We start from the raw sequence: 22,528 nt of genomic DNA on the forward strand, positions 1-22,528 counted from the left end.
CCGGAAGGGCACGCGCCATCGCGCGACACCCGAAAGCTTACCGGAGGCCACCGATGCAGGCGAGCCTCTCACACCGCCTTGGGTCAGAACCGCCAGTTGACGTTGCCGTATACCGCGTTGTCGCTCACCTTGCCGCCGAACTGCCCGGCGTAGCTCACGCCCACCGTCACGGCGCTGCCGACGAACGCATCGATGCCCGCACTCACGACCGCTGCATCTCGCGCGATCGGAACCCCTGCCACCGGGAAGCTTGCGGACGTGCCGGAGAATGCCAGGCGCATCTGGGGCGCATCGGCGCCATACGCGTGACGCCAGCCCGCCGACAGACGCAAGCGGCCCGATGCCGCGAATCCGATCCCGGCGCCGAACGGGATTTCGCCGCGCAGCCCCGCCGTCGAGAACGTGATGCCCTGCGTCTGCTCGTCCGCATGGAGCGCGGCTACGCTGCCGGATTCGTCGAAAGCGTCGGTCCGCACGCGGGCATAAGCGACATTCGCGAAGGGTTCGATGCTCACGCGTCCGGCATCCATACGCCATGCCGCTTCACCGAAGACTTGCCACACCGCGGCGTCGTATTTCGCGCGGGCGGTTTGCGCGATGGGGCCGATGGCGACCGCGCGTTGCGAACTGATTTGCTGCCAGCCATAGGCGCCGCCGACGGTGGCGCCGAGGCGTCCGAAGCGCCGGTTCACATAGGCGCCGATCTGCGCGTCGTTGCTACTGCCCGACGCGCTCGGCCCCGTGTTGAACGTGCTGTGGCCCAGGCCACCGAATGCGCCCGCACGCCACGCGTGCGCGAAGGGCGCGTCGACACCGGCCAGCACACCCATGCCGCGTCGGTGCAATGTCGACGCCCCCGAGCCGCCGTCGGCGACCGCCTTGCCGTGCATCCGACCGTCGTTGCCATAGACGGATGCCCACGCCTGCGCGGCACGAGGTCGCGAACGGCAGTCACCATCGTGGCGGGATGTCGCCGATCCGCCTGATCGATCGTCCTCGCCCGACGGCGACGTCTCGCAGTCCAGGGCGAGCGACAGACTTTCGCGCAGACGTTGCGAGACGGCATCGCGCACGACTTGTGTCTGTCCCAGCAACATGGACGAGATGGACGCATGCAAGCTGCCATCGAGACTCTCGAACGCCGCAGGCGCAGTGGCGGCGGTGAGGCCGAGCGCGGCCCGATAGACCGCGCTGCCCGCGCCGAGCGCTGAGACGGCCGTCGCCGCCGCCCGCTGATTCGGTGTGAGGGCGCCTGCCGGCAACGGCGTGCCATTGGGCGCGAATGTCAGCAGCACGGATGTCGGCGTATAGCTGACCTGAGGCGTGAGATAGAGCAGGTTGGTCGAGGCCGACGCGAACTGCCCGGCGATCCCGCCCGCCGCCGACACGATGACGGCATCGACGGCGTCTGCCGGCTGCGTGCCCGGGGCGGCATTGACGACGAGATGACTGCTGCCGAGCGAAGCGCTGCCCGTGGCATGGACCTGACTCGGTGGGGTGCCGGGCGCGGCGTTCACTTGCAGTGTCGAACCGGGTTGCAGCGCGAGATCGCCACCGACCTCCAACGTCGTGCCCGGCGAACTGACGACGATCTGGCTTCCGCTCTCTGCGGTCAGTGGACCGGTCTGCGCGCCTGCACCGCTGCCGCCGGAACTGACGGGGGCCGGTGTCGCGAGCGTTGCACCGGTCTGAACGGTCACGGGGGAATTGGGCAGACCGCCGAGGTTGAGCGTGCCGCCGATGACGGTCGTCGCTCCGGTGAGCGAGTTCTGTGTGCCTAACGTCAGCGTGCCGCCGCCCGTCTTGATCAGCGAGCCCGTTCCGGAAACGCTGCCGGGGAAGTCGCCCGTCCCGACCGACACCGAGCCGCCGTCGATGGCGAGGCTACCTTGTTGTGTGCCGTGCAAAGCGGGCAGCACGATCTCGACGCCCTGCGTCGTCACCCGACCTTGCGAGATCGTGAGTCCTGCCCCGGAAGGACTGCCGAGGCCAGTGGGCGACGTGACGGTCACAGCGCCACCCTTCACCGTTGTGCCGCCCGTAAAGGTGTTGTTGCCGCTGAGGGTCAGGCCGTTCGGGCTGCTCAGCGCGAGCGAGCCGCCGCCGGTGATGGGGCCGCTCAGTGTGAGCGGCGCCGTGCCGGTGACGGTGAGCGTCGTGCCGTCGCCGACGGCGATGCCGTTACCGACGGTCAGCGGCGCACCGAGCGGCGACGCCGCCGAGAGCGTGCCGTCGCCCCCGACGCTCAGCCCTCCCGTGCCGAGGGCGGTATTGCTGCCGACGGCCAACGTGCCCGCGTTCAATGTCGTTCCGCCGGAGAATGTGTTGACGCCGTTCAACGCGATTGCGCCGCTACCGTTCTTGATCAGTGCCCCGCTACCGGACACCGTCGCGCCGATCGCATGATTGCCGCTGTCGCCGGTTGTGAGTCCGCCGCTGCCCAGCGCCAGTTGGGTGCCGTCGTCGGCGTCGAGCGAAGCGAAAACGAGCGGCCCCGACGATGCCGACGCATCGAACGTCGTGCCCGTATTGCGCAGGGTCAGCCCCGCGCCTGGTTGGATTTGACCGGACGGGCCGAGCGCCAGCGTGCCGCCTGTCACGGTCGTCGAGCCGGTGAACGTATTCTGTGCGCCCAATGTGACGGTCGCTGCGCCCTGTTTGGTGATGCCGCCCGTGCCGTCGATCACCCCGTCGAACGTGCTGTTCGCCGTACCGCCCACGGTGAGCGATTGTCCGCCCAGCGACACGCGAGTCCCCGCTGCACCGTCGAGACCTGCGATCACGATCGGCGATGTGGTCTGGGATATGTCGAGTGCCGTGCCGGTCGCGAGCGTCACATCGTTGTCGCCGGAAAGTGCGCCACCGGCACCGAGAGCGACGACCCCGTCAGCCACGTTGATGCCACCGGTGAACGTATTCTGCCCGCTCAGCGTTTGCGTGCCCCCGCCCGCTTTGACAATGCCGCCGGACCCGACAATGGCTGCCGCAAGGGTCTGGTCGGTTGCGTTGCCGAAGGTCAGCGTATTTCCGCCGAGATTCACGGTGCCCCCGGTGCCCGCCAGCGTGTGCAGTGTCTGATCGCCCGCTGCGCCGATATCGAATGTGGCGCTCGCACCGGTGATCGCAACGTTTGCACCGTTCGCCAGGCGGCCGGTCGCGCCGAGCGCCAGCGTGCCGTCGGCGACCGTCGTCGTTCCCGTGAATTGTTGCGCTCCGAGAAGCGTTTGTGTGCCGCTGCCCTGTTTGACGATACCGCCCGCGCCGCTGATCGTGCCGCTCACCGTGTGGCTGGACGCGTCGCCGAACGTCAGCGTGTTGTTCCCCAATGTGACGAGGGTACCCGTCTGCGCGATGAGCGCGCCGACGGTGCGGTCGCCGTCGGCGCCGGAAATATCGAGCGTCGCGCCGGCGTTCTGCAAGGTGACTGCGCCGGAGGGAGACAGCGTGCCGGCGCCACCCAGCGCCAGGGTGCCTGCCTGCACGACGGTGCCCCCGGTAAATGTGTTCGTGCCGGTCATCGTCTCGACACCTGTCCCGACTTTCACGAGGCTGCCGGAGCCCATCACGCTGCCGCTGTATATCTCGTCGAGTCCGCTCTCCCCGACTTCCAGCGTGTTGCTTCCCATGTTGATGGCGCCGCCCCCGGTCAGCGCACCGAACGTCTGTGTGCCGTTGCCTGCCGACAGATCGAAGATGGCGCCGGTGTGAACGTCCACAACGCCGGCGGCGCTCAGACTCGCGCCGGCCCCGAGCGCGAGGGTGCCGGCGTTGACGTGGGTTGCACCCGCATAAGTGTTCTGACCATTGAGCGTAAGTGTTGCGCTGCCGTTTTTCGAGAGGCCGCCTGTCCCGCTGATCGCACCGTTGAGTGTGAGATCGTTCGATCCGACGACATCGAGGTCGCCGGCCAGCGTGATTTGATTGCCGAGCGTGGCCGCCTGTGTGGCATCCAGCGACGTGCCCCCCGCGAAGCTCACCGTTGCGGTGCCCAACGCCGTATTGCTGCCGACGGAGATGCCGCCCGCCAGCACATTGACGCCCCCGGTGAAATCGCTGTTGCCCGAGAGTGTCTGAACACCGCTGCCCTGCTTCACGAGACGGCCGCCCGCGCCGTGAATATCGGACGCCAGCGCATTGCCAGATGCCTCCGCCAGGGTGAGCACCGTACTGCCGAGCTCGATCGCGCTGCCGGCAACGCCGCTGATCGTGCCGACCGTCTGATCCGGCCCTGCCGAAATATCGAGTACGGCTGTCGCGCCGTTGAGCGCGGCGTGCTTGCCGCCCAGTTGTGCCCCATTGCGCAATGCGAGGGCGCCTGCATCGATGCTGATGTCGCCGACCAGCGCGGCGGCGCCGCTGAGCGTCTGCGCGCCACTGCCTTGTTTGACCAGACTGCCTGTCCCGAGGATCTCGCCGCTGAACGTCGCATCGCCTGCACTGCCGACCGTGAGCGTTTGCGCGCCGATATCGACCGTACTGCCGGCGGCGCCAGCGAGCGATCCGATGACCGGCGCAGTGGCGGCGCTGACGTCGAGCGTTGCACCCGATGCCAGCGTTATGTCGTTGGCGCTCGATAGCGCGCCTCCGACACCCAGCGCGAGCGTGCCGCGATTTACGTCGACATTCCCGGCGAACGTATTTTGCGCGCCGAGCGTCAGCCTGCCGCCGCCATCCATGATGAGCGAGCCGGCACCCGAGAGGGTGCTCGCGAGTGTGGCGATGTCGCGATTGCCGACACTCAGCGAGTTGCCACCGCCGAGCACGACGCTCCCACCCGAACCGGACAGGTGACTCAGCGATTGGTTGCCCGCAGCGCTGAGGTCGAACACGGCCGTCGGCCCGGTCAGCACGACCGAGCCGCCCGGCGCAAGCGTGGCGTTCGCGCCGAGCGCGAGCGTGCCGTCGGCAATCGTCGTCGTGCCCGTATATTGCTGTGTGCCGAGCAGTGTCGCCGTGCCGCTCCCTTGCTTGACGATGCCGCCCGTGCCGCTGACGATGGCTGCGACGCTATGGCTCGTGGCATCGCCAAACGTCAGGGTGTTGGCGCCCAACCGGATCTGTGTGTCCGCATCGGCGGCGAGGGCACCGAGAGTTCTCGGTCCGTTCGCCCCGGCGATATCGAATGCCGAACCGGCGTTGTTGATGGTGACGGCACCGTCCGTCGCAAGCGTGCCCGCGCCGCCGAGCGCGAGCGTTCCGGCTTGAATGACGGTGCCGCCCGTGTAAGTGTTTTGGCCGGTAAGCGTCTCGGTGCCGCTGCCGATCTTGACGACCGATCCCATGCCCGTGAGGTTGCCGCTGAACGTGTCGTTGCCCGTGCCGCCGATCTCGGTGACGAGTGCGCCGATGTTCACGGTGCCCGCGCCATGGATCGTGCCGATTATCTGTGTTCCGTTGCCGGCAGACAGATCCAGCGTAGCGCCGCTGGCGACGTTGACGGAACCGGAGGCATTCAATGAGGCGCCTGCCCCCAACGCCAACGTGCCTGCGTTGATCGATGTCGGCCCGGCGTACGTGTTGCTGCCGCCGAGAGTGAGTTTCGCTGTGCCTGACTTGGTGAGGCCGCCGGTTCCCGACAGCGCCCCGTTCAGGGTGAGGTCATGCGTGCCGAGGACCGTCAGCGTCCCCAGCAAGTTGGCAGGGTTGCCGAGGGCTACGGCCTGGGTACTGTCCAGCGTAACGTTGGCGCCGAACGTGGCCGCGCCCGTTCCGAGCGCCAGGTCGTTGCCGACGATCAGGCCGCCGGAATCGAGGCGAACGCCACCCGAGAAGTCGCTCGCGCCCGAGAGTGTCTGCACGCCGGTACCGGAGAGGATAAGCGCGCCGGTGCCGTGAATTGCGCCGCCAAACGTGGCGTTTGCGCCATTGTTGAGCGTGAGGGTTTGGCCGCCGAGCGAAATCGCGCTACCCGACGCGCCATTGAGTGTTCCGATGGTGGATGCGCCGCCGTCTGCGATATTGAAAACGCTGTTCGCCCCGCTCAGCGTCAGCGCGTTCCCGCCTTGCAACGATGCGCCACTGCCTAACGCCAATGTGCCGTCGGCGATGTCAATGTCGCCCGAATAGGTCAACGTCTGCGTCAGGGTCTGTTTGCCGGCGCCCTGTTTGACGAGGTTGCCGGTTCCCGTGATGGTGGCGTCCAATGTCTGATCGGTTGCATCCCCGAAGGTCAGCGTGTGGGTGCCGAGTGCGATTCTGCCCGCGCCGGATAAGGCGCCGATCGTTTGTGCCCCCGATGCGCCTCTGATGTCCAGCATCACCATCGGGCTGTTCGCGCGGTTGAGAATGACCGCCCCCTGCGGGGCAAGCGACCCTCCGCTGCCGAGCGCGAGCACCCCGTCGTTGATCGTCGTGCCGCCGGTCCAGTTGCCTGCGCCGTTGAGGGTCAGCGTGGTGGCCCCCCACTTCTGCAATGCGCCGCTTCCCGTCACCGTGCCGGTCAGCGTCAGATCCGCACTGCCGAGAATGGCCGATGTCCCGGCCAGCGTGATGTCGTTGCCCAGGGTCAGCGCTTGCGTCGTGTCGAGCGTGGTCTGATCGCCGAGCGCGAGCGTGCCGCTGCCGATGGCATTCGCATTCGCCAACTGAAGTCCGCCAGCCGTGACGGTGACACCGCCGGTGAAGTCGCTGATGCCGCCGAGCGTCTGTACACCGCCGCCTTGCTTGATCAGTGCGCCGGTGCCGTGAATGCTGCCGTTGAACGTTTCTCCCGTATTGTCGCCGAAGGTCAGCGTGTTCGCACCGAGTTGAATCTGTGCCGCGCCGCCGCTGAGCGAGCCGATCGTCTGTGCGCCGGCGGCGCTGATGTCGAGCGATGTCGAGCTATCGCCCAGCGTCACGGCATTTTGCGACGACAAGCCGCCCCCCGCGCCAATGACGAGCGAGCCGCCGCCGACCACGATGCTTCCCGTGAACGTCTGCTGTGCCGTAAGGGTTTGCGACCCCGAACCGAATTTGACGATGCCGCCGCCGGTGCCGGTCAGTGTGCCGGCGAAGGTCTGGTCGGTGTCGTCGCCGAAAGAGAGCGTGTTGTCGCCGAGATGGATTGTGCTGCCTGTCGCGCCGGAGAGCGCCCGGATGGTTTGGTTTTCGCCGCCGCCGATGTCGAGCGCGGCACCGGCGGCAATGCTCACCGGGTTGGCCGACAACGTGCCGGTGCCACCAAGCGCCAGTGTCCCCTCATGGATTGCGATCTGTCCGGTGAAGGCATTCTGGCCGGTCAGCGTTTGTGTGCCGGCGCCCTGTTTGACGATACCGCCCGTGCCGCCGATGCTGCCGGCGAAGATCCGGCTGGACGTGTCGCCCAGTGTGAGCGTATTGCTGCCGAGCGTCACCTGGCTGTTCGCCCTGCCGCTCAAGGCGCCGATGTGCACGGGCCCTGCACCGCCAACGTCGAACGTTGCACCGTCCGCGAGCGTTACCGTATTGTTTCCCGCCAATATGTTGTTGCCTTGAAGCGCCAGTCGTCCCGCTGTGACGTCGATGCCGCCGGTGAATGTCTGCGCGCCCGTCAGCAGCAGCGAACCGGTGCCTTGTTTGACGATGCCGCCGGTCCCGGAGATCGTGCCGCCGAACGTCGAGTTGCCGGCGTCACCGAGGGTCAGCGTTTGATTGCCGATCAGCACGGTCGAACCGGAGATGCCCGACAGCGCGCCGAAATTCAGTGCGGCAGCATTCGATAGATCCAGCTTTGATGTGCTGCCCGTCAGAGACAGAGGCGACGCGTTCGCGAACGCGCCGCCCTGAAGCGTGAGCGTGCCCGCGCGCACGGTGACGCCACCGCCTGCGGTGCTGGCGCCGGTCAGCGTTACCGTGCCTGCACCTTGCTTGACGATGCCACCGCTGCTGCCCCCGTTGCCGGTAAAGGCCCCCCCAAATGTCTGATCGGTCGCGTCGCCGAAGGTGAGGGTATTGGCGCCCAGCGCCACCGTCGTATTGGCGATGCCGGACAAGGCGCCGATGGTCTGCGCCGATGCCTGTCCGATATCCAGCGTGGCGCCATCGCCCAGCAGCGACACGGCACCGGTACCGGCCAATGCGCCGCCCGCCCCCAGTGCGATTCCGCCTGCATTGATCGTCGTACCGCCCGTGAATGTGTTGGCACCCGTCAGGGTTTGCGTGCTGGCGTTGGTCTTCACGATGCCCCCCGCGCCGCGGATGACGCCAGCGAATGCGCTGTTCGTGGTGTCGCCGAGCAACAGGGTATTGCCGCCGAGCACGATCTGCGTGTTGCCGACGCCTGACAGACCCGTGATTGTTCTGCCGCCATTCGCCCCCGACATATCGAAGACGGCGCCAGCCCCCGACAGCGTCAGCGGCGTTCCGCCGATCTGCAACCTGCCGGCGCCTGCCAGGGCGAGTGTGCCGGCCGCGACGTCGACTGCCCCGTTGAAAGTATTCGCGCCCGTCAGCGTGACCGTCTGCGCACCCTGCTTGACGAGGTTGCCGCACCCGCCGATTTGTCCCGACAGCGTGAGTGCAGCGCTTCCCCCAAGCGTCAACGTACTGCCTGCCCCGATCGCAATCGGGTTGGCGAGTGTGACCGGCGTGCTCGCGTCCAGCACGCCGGTCGTGCCGGATACCTGCACGGCGCCGCTGCCCAGCGCCGTGGTATTGCCTGCGACGAGCGTGCCGCCGGTGAGCGACGTGCCCCCGGCATAGCTGTTGGCGCCGGAGAGCGTCAGACGTGCGGAGCCCGAAAGCGAAATGCCGCCCGTGCCGCTCACGATGTTGCCCAACGTCAGCGGATTGGCGCCCGAGACGGCCAGGCCATTGGCCCCCAGCGTGGCGGGAAGCGCAATCGTGAGTCCGGCGCTGGCGGCCTGCATTGCGCCGCCGTTGACCGTGAGCGACCCGGTGCCGAAGCTCCCGGCGTTGTCGAAGATGGCGAGACCGCCGTTGAGTGTGGTCGACGTAACGGCCAGCGGCCCCTGTAACGTCCAGGTGCCACCGTTCACGCTCGCCTGTGAGAAGTTTACGTAACTCGCGCCATTCAGTGTGCCGGTGCCGGTCGTCGTTGCGTTGTTGGCGGTGTTGCGAAGCACCAATGTGTTGTTGCCGCCCGCGCCCCCGTCCACAACGCCCGCTGCCGCAAAACCGAGGTTGAACCCGGTGACGGGCAGCGCGCCGATACCGGTACTGCCGCCATCGTTGAACGTCGAACCGGTGACGGCCGTGTAGGTGTTCGTGCTGTTCGCGCCGAGCGAGACGCTGCCGCTCAGCGTGCCTTCGTTGCTGAACGTATTGCCCGCGCCCGCGGTGCCGTTCGGCGCAAACGCGATGCGCCCGAGGATGGTGCCGGTATTGGTGAAGTTGACGGCAGCGCCACCGTACGCCGCAGCCACCGGCGCGCTGCCGTTACCCGTGAGTGTGACGCCGAGGATCGGTGTCGCACCGAGTGTGCCGCTGTTGCTGATATTGGTTGTGCCGCCGGTCGCGTTCTGCACCGTCAGCGCCAAACCCGCCAGGCCAGGCAGATTCGCGCCCAGCACGCCCACGGTGCCGCGCATGATCGCGTTGTTCGTGACCGTCTGGGTGCTGCCGCCCGCGTTGCCGTTGCCGACGACGGTCCCCGTCGCAAGCAGGCCGATGCCACCGAGCAGCGATGGATCGATGGTGCCGCCATTGACCAATGTGACGTTGCTGCCGGTGAGCGACAGCGCCGTGCCGCCGACGCCCAGCAAGACACCGACCCCCGCGCTGCTGTTGACGTTGACCTGCAAGTTGCTCGCCGAGTTCGCATAGGACGGCGCCAACGGGTTAGCTGCACCACTGCAAGTCACAACACTGCCCGCTACGGTGCACGACTCCCACGTCGATGGGGAAGCGATGGCGCCCAACAGCGCAAGGCAGGCGAGACACACGCGCGTCAGCGCGACCGACGCGCCGGCACCGCGTGCGCTGCGACGCGCACGTGAGGTTGGTGCCCCGGTGCTTCGACGCGCCGTTTCCGGCACGGGGACGACATCGACGCGGCAGTGCCGCCAGACCAATCGATAGAGATGCTTGTTCATCGTGCTCCGGTTCCCAATGGCGTGGAGGGCAGAAAGGGCGGTGCGCGCGATGGCGGCACCTCCTTGGCTGGCGGCATTCGGGGGGAGGCGACGACAGTGAGGGTGCGTGCGATCGGCGCGTCGGGAAGACGCCGCCGATCGCTCGTTTTCCAGCGCCTGACGAAGCGCTAATGCACGGCAAATGTGCGGGCCATTCTAGGAAGCGCGACGGGGAAGCACCCGTGCGCCGGCAATGGCGAGCGGCGTCGAGTGACAGACGTCGACGCCGGATTTGGCCGGGGAATCAAGGCTGTGCTTGACCTTGTCCGGTGGGAGGCGACGCCTTCGCGGCGTCGGATGAAAAGCAAAGTTTCGGACGATTCCCTAAATCGCAGCCGCGAGCGAAGGCGAGTGACCGTGGAGGTCGATCGCCTTCATCCCGGCGCGATGAAATCGCTCGCTGTATGCAATCTAACGATGCAACCTTAAGATGCAACCTCAGGCAGCGCGCGTCAGCGGCGACACCTGACGAATACCCAGCGACGCCAACGACTGCGCAATCGCCGTGACGACGTTGCGCATCTCGTTGTCGTCGATCGCGCCGATGCAACCCACGCGGAACGTCTCGATCTGCGTGAGCTTGCCCGGATAGAGGATGTACCCTCGCTCGCGCACCGCTGCGTAAAACGCCTTGAAGTCGTACTTGCTGTCGGCGGGCGCATGGAACGTCACGATGACCGGCGCCTGGACTTCCGGTGCGAGAAACGCGCGGAACCCCAGCGACGCCATGCCGTCCACCAGCGTGCGGCAGTTCTTCCGATAGCGTTCGCCGCGCACCGGCTGCCCGCCCTCGGCGAGGAACTGATCGACGGCGGCCCTCAGCGCCGCGACCACGTGCGTCGGCGGCGTGAAGCGCCATTGCGTCGTTTTCTGCATATAGACGTATTGATCGTGCAGATCCATCGCCAGCGAGTGGCTGTTGCCGACGCTCGACTCCAGCACCGACTTTTTCGCGATCACGAAGCCCATGCCGGGCACGCCTTCGAGGCACTTGCCGCTCGCTGCGATGAGCGCATCGAAGGGCATCGACCGGGCGTCGATCTGCACCGCACCGAACGAACTCATCGCGTCGACGATGAGTCCCTTGCCATGTTTCTGGCAAACGCGCGCGATCTCCGCGAGCGGATTCAGTACCCCGGCGCCGGTCTCCAGATGCACCTGCGCCACGTGCGTGATCGAGGGATCGCGCGAGAGCGCTTCGTCGATGGCCTCAGCGCTGGCGGCCTGATCTTCCGGAATCGGCAGGGCGATGGCGTCGCGGCCGAGATAGCGGCAGATCTTCAGAATGCGCTGGCAGTACGCGCCGTTGTCCGGCACGAGAATGCGGGCGTTGCGCGGCGTGAGCGTGCCGATGGCCGCCTCGACCGAGAACGTTCCGGAGCCTTGTAGCGGTACGCAGACATAGTCGTCACCGCCATGCACGATGTCCACGAGATCGCGGCACAGCGACGCGGTGATCTGGTTGAACTGGGCGTCCCAGGATCCCCAGTCACGCAGCATGGCCTGTCGGGTGGCCGGCGACGTGGTGAGCGGGCCGGGGGTGAGCAGAATCGGTTCCTGACCGAGAATCATGACCGTCTCCTATCGAGCGAATGATGAAACGAGTGAAGCGGATGATGCTGATGACGCGAACGATGCGAAGCAAGGCGATGCGGGAGCTATTGGCCGGGTCGACATGTCACGGTGGCGTCGACGTCAATGCCCCCCGCGCGCCGTCATGCCCGAAGGCCGCCGCCACGCCTGCGTGTAGCGTTCCACAACGATCTGCACGCCGTGATAGAGCAGACACACCAGCATCGACGTGAGCACGACGAGCGTGGCCATTGCCGCTGCCGGTCCGATGGAGCCCGTCTCGTCCATGTTCACGATGGCGACCGACGCGAGCGACGTATCGGCCGAATACAGGAAGACAACGGCGGAGACCGTCGTCATGGCGTTGACGAACAGATAACGACTGATGTCGATGATCGACGGCAGGCAGATCGGCGCGGATACTCGCCAGAACGTCCGGTAGAACGGCACCTTGAGCGAGGCCGACACATACTCGAATTCCGGATCGATCTGCTTGAGCGCCGTGACGGCGGTGAGGTGACTCGACGAGTAGTAATGCACGACGTTGACGATCACCAGAATGGCGAGCGTGCCGTAGAGGTTGTGCAGCGGATTCGCCTCGGACACGAAAAAGAAGATGTAGCCGAGCCCGAGCACCAGCCCCGGCACGCCAATCGGCAGTACGGCCATCATGCGGATGACGCCCCGCAGCCACGCCATGCCGCGTGTCTTCTCCAGCAGATAGGCGATGACGAAGATCGCGGCGGTGCCCCATACCGCGCACCAGAACGCCATCTGCAAGCTGTTGACGTAGGCATCCACGGCGCCGCTCTCGATCAGCCCGAAGCGATAATGTCCGAGAGACAGACTGAAGTTGTACGGCCAGAATTTCACGAACGACGCGTACACCGCCATGCCGAGAATCGCGAGCATGATCGCGGCCATGCCCCAGCACATCGCAGCCATCAGCCAGTCGAAACCGCGCGACGGTTTCGGCACGTACGGTACGGCGCGCGCCGAGAGCAATGCCTGTTGCTTGCGTTGCACCACGGTATCCACCAGATATGTGATGCCCACGGGCACCAGCAACACCAGCCCGACCACGGCGCCTTTGGAGAAGTCCTGCTGGCCGATCACCAGTTTGTAGATGTCGGTGGCGAGCACATTGAAGTCGCCGCCAATGACCTTGGGAATGCCGAAATCGGAAATCGCATAGGTGAAGACGATCATCGCGGCGCTGATCACCCCGTATTTCGCGCCCGGCAGGGTGATGGTGAAGAAGCGCCGCAGCGCGCGCGTGCCGAGGGCGTCCGCCGCTTCATAGAGCCGGGCGTCGGTGAGTGAGAGCGCCGTAATCAAAATCATCAGCGCGTGCGGGAACGTGGCGTTCACGAGCGACATCACGATGCCCAACGGGCCGTAGATGTCCACGTCGCCCATGAACGGGCGCAGCAACCCCTGATTGCCGAACCAGAAAATGAACGAGATGGCGGGCAGCAGCGTAGGGCCGAGAATCGGTATCAGTGCGATGTTGCGCAACAGCGTCTTGTGACGGATGCAACTGCGCGTGAGCGCGTAGGCGAAGACGAAGGCGAGCGGCACCGTGATGCACGTCGTCACCATCGAGATCCACACGCTGTTCCAGATCGAGCCGAACAGTGCCGGGGAATGGAAGTACTCGCGAAAGTGCCGCAGACCGACGAAGTGTCCCTCGTTGTCCTGCACGCTCTTGACGAGAATCGCGGCCATCGGGGCCATCAGGAAGAGCACTCCGGCGGCGGCAGCGACGAGCAGCAACGCCTGCGCGAGTCGATCGGTCCAGTGCGAGGCGAGCCGCACCGGTCGCGCCGCACAAGCCAGGCGCTCGGCTGCCGCCGGTGACGGATGCGTCTGTGGCGCGTGGGGCAGTGTCGAGGAAACGGAACGCATCGTGGCTACCCCTGACGGAAGACGCGCACCGCGGCGCTCGGCACGGCAAAGCGCAGCGCGCCGCCGGTGGCCGGTTGCAGGGCCTGCATATCCGCAGGCGAGAGGTCGGCATACAGCGGGTGATCGCATGCGGGCATACGCAACGTCACACGTGAGAACGCGCCGAGGAATTCGATCTTTTCGACGGCGCCGTCGAACAGGTTCGCGTCGTCGTCGAGGTCGTGCAGATCCCGCACGCGTACATCTTCCGGTCGGAAGAAAACACGAATATCCTCGCCGGCGCGGCATCCGTTGAGCGTGCCGCACGTCAGTTCGTAATGTCCGACGCGGACCCGTCCCGCATCGCCCAGACGCGCGGGCAGGATGTTGGTCTTGCCCACGAAGTCGGCGACGAACGGCGTCGCCGGATGCTGATAAATCTCGCCCGGTGTGCCGACCTGTTCGATCACGCCCTGATTCATCACGACGATACGGTCAGCCATCGACAACGCTTCTTCCTGATCGTGCGTGACGAGAATCGTGGTGATGCCGAGCCGTTGCTGCAATGCGCGGATCTCGCTGCGCAGACGCACCCGCACTCGCGCATCGAGCGCCGAGAGCGGTTCGTCGAGCAGCAGCAGTCCCGGTGACGTCGCGAGTGCACGGGCAATCGCGATACGCTGCTGTTGCCCGCCGGAGAGTTGTCCGGGGAATTTTTCGCCCGCGTCGGGCAGTCCGACCATCGTCAGCAGTTCGGCCACACGCGCATCGCGCTCGGCGCGCGGCACACGTCGGTTCGTCAGCCCATAGGCCACGTTCTGCGCCACGCTCAGATTCGGAAACAGCGCGTAAGACTGGAAGACGATCCCGTAGTCGCGCTGCATCGGTGGCAGCCGCGAGATGTCCCGGCCGTTTTGCGACAGCGTGCCCTGCGTCTGCGCCTCCAATCCGGCGATGATGCGCAACAGCGTGGTTTTGCCGCAGCCCGACGGGCCGAGAAAGCAAAGCATCTCGCCGCGTCGTACGGTGAGATGGATGTCGTGCAGCACCACGGTGGCGTCGAACCGTTTGTGGATGCCGGCAAGCGTCAGGTACGTACTTTGACGAGGATCGTCGCTCATTCGGGGGACCTCCTGCATAGTCACGTGAGGGCGAGTGCGTTCGCCTGCGCCGCCGCTCGTGGGCGGGCAGGCGGCGCGGTGTCAGGCGTCACTTCTTCTCCGATTTCGCGCCATAGCGCTTCTGCCACTCGGCCAGTACCGACTCGCGGCGCTTCGCGATCTCCGTAAAGTCGTTCTTCACGAGCAGATCGGGGTAGTTCGCGGGAATCGTCTCGAACTTCTTCGCCACGCCCGGATACGCCACGATCGCCCAGTCCTTCGCGTACATCTCGTTCGCTTCCTTGCTGGCGAGCCAGTCCATGTAACGCTTGGCGGCGTCGAGCTTTTTGGTCGTCTTCACGATGCCCGCCGCCTCGATGTCGTAGCCGAGGCCCTCCTTCGGAAACACGAGATCGATGGGCGCGCCGGCGGCTTTCGTGCGATGCGCATTGAATTCGAACGAGATCCCGATCGGGTATTCGCCCGCGCCCGCATCGCGACACGGCTTGGAGCCCGAGTGCGTGTACTTGACGATGTTTTTATCGAGCGCGTCCATGTATTTCCAGCCGCCTTCCTTGCCGAACATCTGTAACCACGCAGTGACGTCGAGGAACCCGGTGCCGGATGTCGCCGGATTGGGCATCACGATCATCCCCTTGTAAACCGGTTTGGCGAGGTCTTCCCAGGAGGTGGGCTTGGGCAAGTTGCGCTTGGCGGCTTCGACCGTGTTGAAGCAGACCGTGGCGCCCCATACGTCGAGTCCGACCCACGACGGCGGATTCTCCTTGTCGCTGTAAGCGCGTGTGAGCTGATCGAAACCCTTCGGCGCGTACGGCGTGAGCAGCCCTTCCTGTTTGATGAGTTCGAGGCTCGACGCGGCGAGCCCGGCAATGACGTCCGCCTGTGGGTTCGCCTTCTCCGCGAGCACCTTCGCCGTGACGACGCCGGTAGAGTCGCGCACGTACTTGATCTCGATGTCCGGATTCGCCTTCTGGAATGCCTCGGCGTACGGGCGCATGACTTCGACTTCCCACGCCGTATAGACGGTCAGCGTGGTCCTGGCGAGCGCATGACCTGCCTGTGCGGCACAGACGAGTCCTGTAGCGAGAGCGGCGGCGGCACGCATGGCACGGCGCAAGGATGAGTTCATGGATGGCTCCTGTGGGGCGCGATCAGGGTCGCGTCGTGAATACGGGCAAAGCCTTCTGTGAGGCGATTTTTTGCATAATATTGGCAAATTATGTCGTTTTCTTGAAACCCATGACGTCTGTCATCTGTTCGTCAAATACCTCCAATAGTATGGAAATCGTTGATTCAGATAGGGTTTTGTCGTTGCCGCAATCGACTCGCCCCGACGGTGTTGCAAAATCTGTCTGCAATGTCGGATGTGTTTTGTTGACAATCTACAAATTGCTGTGCTTGAATGTCAACAACAAAAATAATCACGCAATGCCACAAATTGCCACGTGTCATGCCGCAGGGCGGCGCGATGGCGGTTTGTCCTCCGAGGTCATGGGCGTTGCGTGATGGCGCAAGCGTTCAGAGATAAGGAAGACCGGTATGACCCCGAAGCCCACGTCGCCAACGGCGATCGAGTTGTTGCAGAGCCAGTCGCTCACCACGCTCGTCCAGCACGAGATCGAGCGCCAGATCATGGCGGGCACGCTCACGCCGGGCACCAAGCTCAACGAGATCGAGGTCGCGGGCAGCCTCGGCGTGTCGCGCGGTCCGGTGCGTGAGGCGTTCCGGGCCCTCGAAGAGGCCGGGTTGCTGCGCACCGAAAAGAATCGCGGCGTGTTCGTGCGGGTGATTTCGCTAGAAGAGGCCGAAGAGATTTACGCACTGCGCGGTGTACTCGACGAATATGTCGCACGCACGCTGGCGGAGACGATCACTTCCGAGCAGCTCACGCATTTGCGTGAGTCGGTCGAAGCCATGCATCACGCGGTGGCGGCGGGCGACAGCGAGGGGTACTACCAGTTGAATCTGGCGTTTCACGACACGCTCGTCGAGATGGTCGGCAATCGCAAGTTGTCGGAGACCTACCGGCGTCTCGTGAAGGAACTGAGCCTGTTCCGTCACGAAGCGTTGACGGGCGATTCGTCCGCGCCGCCGAAGTCGGAGCGTGAGCACCGCGACATCGTGAGTGCGATTGCATCGCGCGATCCGGAGCGCGCGGCGCAGGTCACGCGCGATCACCTGGTGCGCGGCCGCACGCGGATTCGCGAGATGCTCGCGCGCGCTCCCGGCGCGAATGCGCAGGCGAAGGCCGGCTGAGCGGGCGACGTTAGCAGAGTGCCTGATTGATATTTCGGCCGAACGCGGCGTATCGCCGGACGCGCCACGCCCGCCACGGTCATCCGAGTTGTTCTTGAGGAGAATCAACGTGAACCAGACCGCACAGATTCAAGTGAACGGCCGCCAATACCGCTTGCCGCAGCAGCCGACCGTCATCGTATGCGTCGACGGTTGCCAGTTCGAATACATCGAAGCGGCCGCTGCCGCCGGTGTCGCACCCTATCTGAAGCGTCTGCTGGCCGAGGGCGCGGTCTTCAAGGGCGATTGTGTCGTGCCGTCGTTCACCAATCCGAACAATCTGTCGATCGTGACCGGCGCGCCCCCCGCCGTTCATGGCATCTGCGGCAACTACTTCTACGATCCGTCGGCCGATGGCGGTCGTGGCGCCGAGGTCATGATGAACGACCCCGCCTATCTGCGCGCGGACACGGTGTTCGCCGCGGCCGCCGACGCGGGGGCGAGCCTTGCCGTGGTGACGGCCAAGGACAAGCTGCGCAAGCTGCTCGGCTATCGCATGAAGGGCATTTGTTTTTCCTCGGAGAAGGCCGATCAGGTCACGCTCGAGGAGAACGGCATTGAAGACGTGCTCGGTCTCGTCGGCATGCCGGTGCCCGACGTCTACAGCGCCGAACTCTCGGAGTTCGTGTTCGCGGCGGGCGTGCGTTTGCTGGAAACGCGCCACATCGACCTGATGTATCTCTCGACGACGGACTACGTGCAGCACAAGTGGGCGCCGGGCACGGCAGGCGCCAACGCCTTCTACGCGATGATGGACAAGTACCTCGCGCGTATGGACGAACTCGGCGCGGTCATCGGGCTCACCGCCGATCACGGCATGAACGCCAAACACGATCCGAAGACCGGCCAGCCCAACGTCATCTATTTGCAGGACTTGCTCGACGACTGGCTCGGCAAAGGCGTGGAAGCGGGCGGGGCGCGCGTGATCCTGCCTATTACGGACCCGTATGTCGTGCATCACGGCGCGCTCGGCTCGTACGCGACGATCTATCTGCCGGCAGACGCAGACCGCGATGCCGCGCGTGCGCGCATTGCCGCGCTGCCGGGTATCGATGTCGTGCTGACCAATGCCGAAGCCTGCGCGCGCTTCGAGCTGCCCCCCGATCGCGTGGGCGATCTGGTCGTGGTGAGCGATCAATCCGTGGTGCTGGGCACGAGTGCGAGCCGTCACGATCTGTCGGGTCTCACGGTGCCGCTGCGCTCGCATGGCGGCATTTCAGAGCAGACGGTGCCGTTGCTCTTCAATCGCAAGACCGAAGGCATTCCGGGCAAGGCGCGGCTGCGCAATTTCGACATTCTGGACGTTGCGCTCAATCACGTCTGATGTTTGCCTGAGCGTCATGCATTGAGGAAATGAGGAAATGAGGAAATGAGGAAATGAGGAAATGAGGAAATGAGCACCGCAGGCGCGCAGCGGCAGTCGTCCTTGCGCAGCCCGGTCCCTGTCCTGTGAGAGATGCTGTGGAGAACCCCATGAACGCGCCGCACAAGCTGCACCCCGAGTTTCGCGCCGAAGCGCTTCGCATCGGTGGCGAAAAAGTGACCCGTGAACGGATCATCGAAGTGTTCAATCCGTATTCGGGCGATCTGGTCGGTACTGTGCCGAAGGCGTCGCTCGACGATGTCCGTCGTGCCTTCACGATCGCCAAGCAATACCGCTCGACGCTCACGCGCTTTGAGCGCGTCAATGTTCTGGAAAAAGCGGCGGCGTTGCTGCGCTCGCGCACGGCGCAGGCGGCGGCCATCATCACGATGGAGTCGGGGCTGTGCAAAAAGGACGCCGTCTACGAAATCGGCCGCGTGGCCGATGTGCTCGGCTTCGCGGCGAGCGAGGCGCTCAAGGACGACGGACAGGCGTTCTCGTGCGATCTCACGCCGCACGGCAAGAAGCGACGGGTGGTGACGCAGCGTGAACCGCTGCTGGGTGCGATCTCCGCGATCACGCCGTTCAATCATCCCATGAACCAGGTGGCGCACAAGGTCGCGCCGTCGATCGCAACGAACAATCGGATGGTGCTAAAGCCGTCCGAAAAGGTGCCGCTCTCGGCGTACTACCTGGCCGACACGTTGTACGAGGCCGGGCTGCCGCCGGAAATGCTGCAAGTCATCACGGGCGATCCGATGGAGATTGCCGACGAAATGATCACGAACGAGCACATCGACATGATCACGTTCACGGGCGGGGTGTCGATCGGCAAGTACATCGCGTCGAAGGCGGGGTATCGGCGCATCGTGCTGGAGTTGGGCGGTAACGATCCGCTGATCGTGATGGAGGACGCCGATCTCGATCGTGCCTCCGACCTCGCCGTGCAGGGGTCGTACAAGAACTCGGGACAGCGGTGTACGGCCGTCAAGCGGATGCTCGTGCACCGCGACATTGCGGCGCAGTTCACGGAACTCGTCGTCGAGAAGACCCGCGCCTGGAAGTACGGCGACCCGGCCGATGGCGACAACGACATGGGGACGGTCATCGACGAGGCGGCAGCCCGCCTATTCGAAGCGCGTGTGAACGAAGCGGTGGCGCAGGGAGCGCGGTTGCTCGTCGGCAATCAGCGCCAAGGCGCCCTGTATGCGCCGACGGTGATCGATCGCGTCGATCCGAAGATGACGGTAGTGCGGGAGGAGACCTTCGGCCCGGTGTCGCCGATCCTGACGTTCGGCAGCATCGACGAGGCCATTGCCCTGTCCAACGGTACGGCGTTCGGCCTGTCGTCCGGGGTGTGCACGAACCGTCTTGATTATGTGACGCGTTTTACCAACGAGTTGCAGGTGGGCACGGTCAATGTCTGGGAGGTGCCGGGGTATCGCATCGAGCTGACGCCGTTCGGGGGCATCAAGGATTCCGGGCTCGGCTACAAGGAAGGGGTTCAGGAGGCGATGAAGAGCTTCACGAACACAAAAACCTTTACGCTGCCGTGGGGAATCTGAGGTCGGTCGCCATGACACCGGGAACGGACAGCGAGACGGTGAAACCGGCCGCAAAGCCCTGGCCGGCGGGCCGTCGACCGGGTCTGTACCCCTTATGCAACAAGGCTTAGCAGAAACCGCGCAAAAAATGTGACAAATTGATGACACGATTGTTGCGGTGGTCAATTTGGTGTACGGTGTACCGATTGGGGATACGCATGACGCGCAGACTTCATACGCATCCCGACGCCAGTGTTGGACTGACGCGGGATGCCGGTTTGGCAAACCATTGCTCGCGTCATGTTGGCGGCGCGAAGCGCTGCCCGTCCCGTCGACAATAAGATCACGGAACACTGGCATGCTGACACTGCTCAATCTACTTTCCGGCGTGGCGATGCTGATCTGGGGTACGCATATCGTGCGTACCGGGGTCCTGCGCGTCTATGGTGCCGACTTGCGGCGTATCCTGTCGCACAGCATTTCGAATCGCTTCCTCGCCTTCGCGGCGGGGGTGCTCGTCACCGGTCTCGTGCAGAGCAGCAACGCGACGGCGCTCATCGTCTCGTCGTTCGGTGCACAGGGTCTCATTGCGCTGGCGCCGGCGCTGTCGATCATGTTGGGCGCCGACGTCGGCACCGCCCTCATGGCGCGGATCCTGACGTTCGACTTGCACTGGCTGTCTCCGCTGCTGATCTTCTTCGGCGTGATTTTCTTCCTGTCGCGCAAGCAGACTCGCGCCGGCCAGCTCGGTCGCGTGTCTATCGGTCTCGGTCTCATCATCCTGGCGCTGCAACTGATCGTGGGCGCGACCACGCCGATGACCGAAGCGGCCGGCGTGAAGGTGCTGTTCGGCTCGCTCACCGGTGATGTGATGCTCGACACGCTGATCGGCGCGCTGTTCGCGATGATCTCGTATTCCAGTCTGGCGGCGGTGCTGCTGACGGCGACGCTCGCGTCGTCCGGCGTGATTTCGCTCAAGGTGGCATTGTGTCTGGTGATCGGTGCGAACCTGGGCAGCGGCATGCTCGCGATGCTGACGTCGGCGGGACAGAACGCGGCCGGCCGTCGTGTGGTGTTCGGCAGTCTCATCTTCAAGCTGATCGGCTGTCTGCTGGTCTTGCCGTTCGTTGACTATGCACCGATGCTCGTGAGCTGGCTCTCGGACGCCCCGGCGCAAGCCGTCGTCAACTTCCACGTGTTGTACAACCTGATCCGGTGCGTCGTGAGCCTGGCGTTCACCGAGCCGATGGCACGACTTTGCGTGCGTCTGCTGGCCGAAAAGCCGGAAGCCGACGGTGTGACGCGTGTGCGTCATCTGGACGAAAGCGCGCTGGAAATGCCGTCGCTGGCGCTGGCCAACGCCACGCGCGAGACACTGCGCATGGGCGACATCATCGAGCAGATGCTCAACGGTTTGCTCGACGTCATCAAGAGTAACGACGTGGCGCGCGCTCGCGAGACGCGCCGTCTGGACGACGACGTCGACCATCTCTATACCGCGGTGAAGATGTACCTGACACGCGTCTCTCGGGAAAACCTGAGCGAGCAGGACAGCCGTCGCTGGACGGACATCATTTCGCTCACCATCAATCTGGAACATGCGGGCGACATCATCGAGCGGATGGTCGTGGAAGTCGAAGAGAAGAAGATTTCGCACAAGCTGTCGTTTTCCGAGGCGGGGTTGCAGGAGATTTGCGACATGCATGCGCGGCTGGTGACAAACCTGCAACTCGGCTTGTCCGTGTTCCTGAATACCGACCTCAAGAGCGCGCAGCGTCTGATGGCCGAGAAGGAGAGCTTCCGCGATCTGGAGCGCGCGTATTCCTATACGCACCTGAATCGTCTGGCGGGGCAGTCGGTACAGAGTATCGAGACGAGTTCGCTGCATCTGGACATCATCAGCGACATGAAGCGTCTGAATTCACTGTTCTGCTCGACGGCGTATCCGGTGCTTGACGATGCGGGTGCGCTGCGCAAGAGCCGCATGCGCGACAAGCCGAAGGACAGCAAGGAGGGTAGGGACGCGAAGGATCTCAAGACGCCGAAGGAAGCCAAGGCGTCGAAACTGGCGGCGCTTGCCGAAGTCGCGACGGCTGCCGCCGGCTCCGCCTCAGGTTCTCGCGACGACAACGAGAGTTCTCACGATGGCCCTGAGCCTGCCGGACATCCGCACCCTGTTCGATAAGTTCGGCTCGATCGCATACAGCGGCGAGCCTGTCACCCAACTGGAGCACGCGCTGCAAAGCGGCGCGCTTGCCGAGAGCGAGGGCGCCGACGAGGCGCTCGTCGCGGCCAGTTTCCTCCACGATCTCGGCCATCTGCTCAATCTTCAGGGCGAAACGCCTACCGAGCGCGGCATCGACGATCTGCATCAATACTTCGCATTGCCCTTTCTGAGGCCGCTGTTCGGCGACGCTGTGCTCGACCCCATCCGTCTGCATGTCGACGCCAAGCGTTGTCTTTGCGCCATCGATCCCGAGTACTACGGACAGCTGTCGGCGGACTCGGTGCGCAGTCTGGCGTTGCAGGGCGGGGTTTTCTCCGAGGCGCAGGCGCAGACGTTTCTGGACCGCGATCACGCGCACGCCGCGCTTCGACTGCGCCGCTGGGATGATCGCGCGAAGATCGCCGGGATGCCGACCCCGCCGCTGGATCACTACATGAAAGTGCTGGCGCGCGTGACGTTGCCGTAAG

Annotated in this window: 10 protein-coding genes; 5 read left to right on the forward strand and 5 right to left on the reverse strand. The window is 64.8% G+C overall.

The window, feature by feature from the left end; genetic code table 11:
• Positions 1-83: 83 nt before the first annotated feature.
• The 5 genes from PAN31108_RS19795 to PAN31108_RS19815 form a co-directional block, all read right to left on the reverse strand.
• Complete coding sequence (locus PAN31108_RS19795; protein ID WP_150670483.1) at positions 84-10,013, reverse strand: autotransporter-associated beta strand repeat-containing protein; 9,930 nt, start codon at positions 10,011-10,013, stop codon at positions 84-86.
• Between the two features lie 477 nt (positions 10,014-10,490).
• Positions 10,491-11,624, reverse strand: a complete 1,134-nt coding sequence (locus PAN31108_RS19800) for a 2-aminoethylphosphonate--pyruvate transaminase (RefSeq protein WP_150670484.1) — start codon at positions 11,622-11,624, stop codon at positions 10,491-10,493.
• A 123-nt stretch (positions 11,625-11,747) separates the two neighbouring features.
• Positions 11,748-13,532 carry a putative 2-aminoethylphosphonate ABC transporter permease subunit gene (locus PAN31108_RS19805; RefSeq protein ID WP_150670485.1) on the reverse strand — a complete coding sequence of 595 codons (1,785 nt, stop codon included), beginning with the start codon at positions 13,530-13,532 and terminating at the stop codon, positions 11,748-11,750.
• A 5-nt stretch (positions 13,533-13,537) separates the two neighbouring features.
• Complete coding sequence (locus PAN31108_RS19810; protein ID WP_150670486.1) at positions 13,538-14,632, reverse strand: putative 2-aminoethylphosphonate ABC transporter ATP-binding protein; 1,095 nt, start codon at positions 14,630-14,632, stop codon at positions 13,538-13,540.
• Between the two features lie 88 nt (positions 14,633-14,720).
• Positions 14,721-15,737 carry a putative 2-aminoethylphosphonate ABC transporter substrate-binding protein gene (locus tag PAN31108_RS19815; protein WP_174995063.1) on the reverse strand — a complete coding sequence of 339 codons (1,017 nt, stop codon included), beginning with the start codon at positions 15,735-15,737 and terminating at the stop codon, positions 14,721-14,723.
• 434 nt (positions 15,738-16,171) lie between these two features.
• Here PAN31108_RS19815 and PAN31108_RS19820 point away from each other — a divergent pair, with 434 nt between their 5' ends.
• The 5 genes from PAN31108_RS19820 to PAN31108_RS19840 all read left to right on the forward strand — a co-directional run bounded on the left by PAN31108_RS19820 (position 16,172) and on the right by PAN31108_RS19840 (position 22,527).
• Positions 16,172-16,888 carry a phosphonate utilization associated transcriptional regulator gene (locus PAN31108_RS19820; protein WP_150670488.1) on the forward strand — a complete coding sequence of 239 codons (717 nt, stop codon included), beginning with the start codon at positions 16,172-16,174 and terminating at the stop codon, positions 16,886-16,888.
• 109 nt (positions 16,889-16,997) lie between these two features.
• Positions 16,998-18,251, forward strand: coding sequence for a phosphonoacetate hydrolase (gene phnA / locus PAN31108_RS19825; protein WP_150670489.1), 1,254 nt, complete (start codon positions 16,998-17,000; stop codon positions 18,249-18,251).
• A gap of 149 nt (positions 18,252-18,400) precedes the next feature.
• Positions 18,401-19,855: a phosphonoacetaldehyde dehydrogenase gene (phnY, locus tag PAN31108_RS19830; protein WP_150670490.1), complete on the forward strand. Its 1,455-nt coding sequence runs from the start codon at positions 18,401-18,403 to the stop codon at positions 19,853-19,855.
• A gap of 337 nt (positions 19,856-20,192) precedes the next feature.
• Entirely contained in the window at positions 20,193-22,019 is a 1,827-nt protein-coding gene (locus tag PAN31108_RS19835) for a Na/Pi cotransporter family protein (RefSeq protein WP_150670491.1), read from the forward strand.
• Positions 21,979-22,527, forward strand: coding sequence for a phosphonate degradation HD-domain oxygenase (locus tag PAN31108_RS19840; protein ID WP_150670492.1), 549 nt, complete (start codon positions 21,979-21,981; stop codon positions 22,525-22,527). The genes PAN31108_RS19835 and PAN31108_RS19840 overlap by 41 nt, the downstream gene beginning before the upstream one ends.
• Position 22,528 lies beyond the last annotated feature (1 nt).

The sequence above is a fragment of the Pandoraea anhela genome, from assembly GCF_902459655.1.
In the GTDB taxonomy this organism is placed as follows: Bacteria; Pseudomonadota; Gammaproteobacteria; order Burkholderiales; family Burkholderiaceae; genus Pandoraea; species Pandoraea anhela.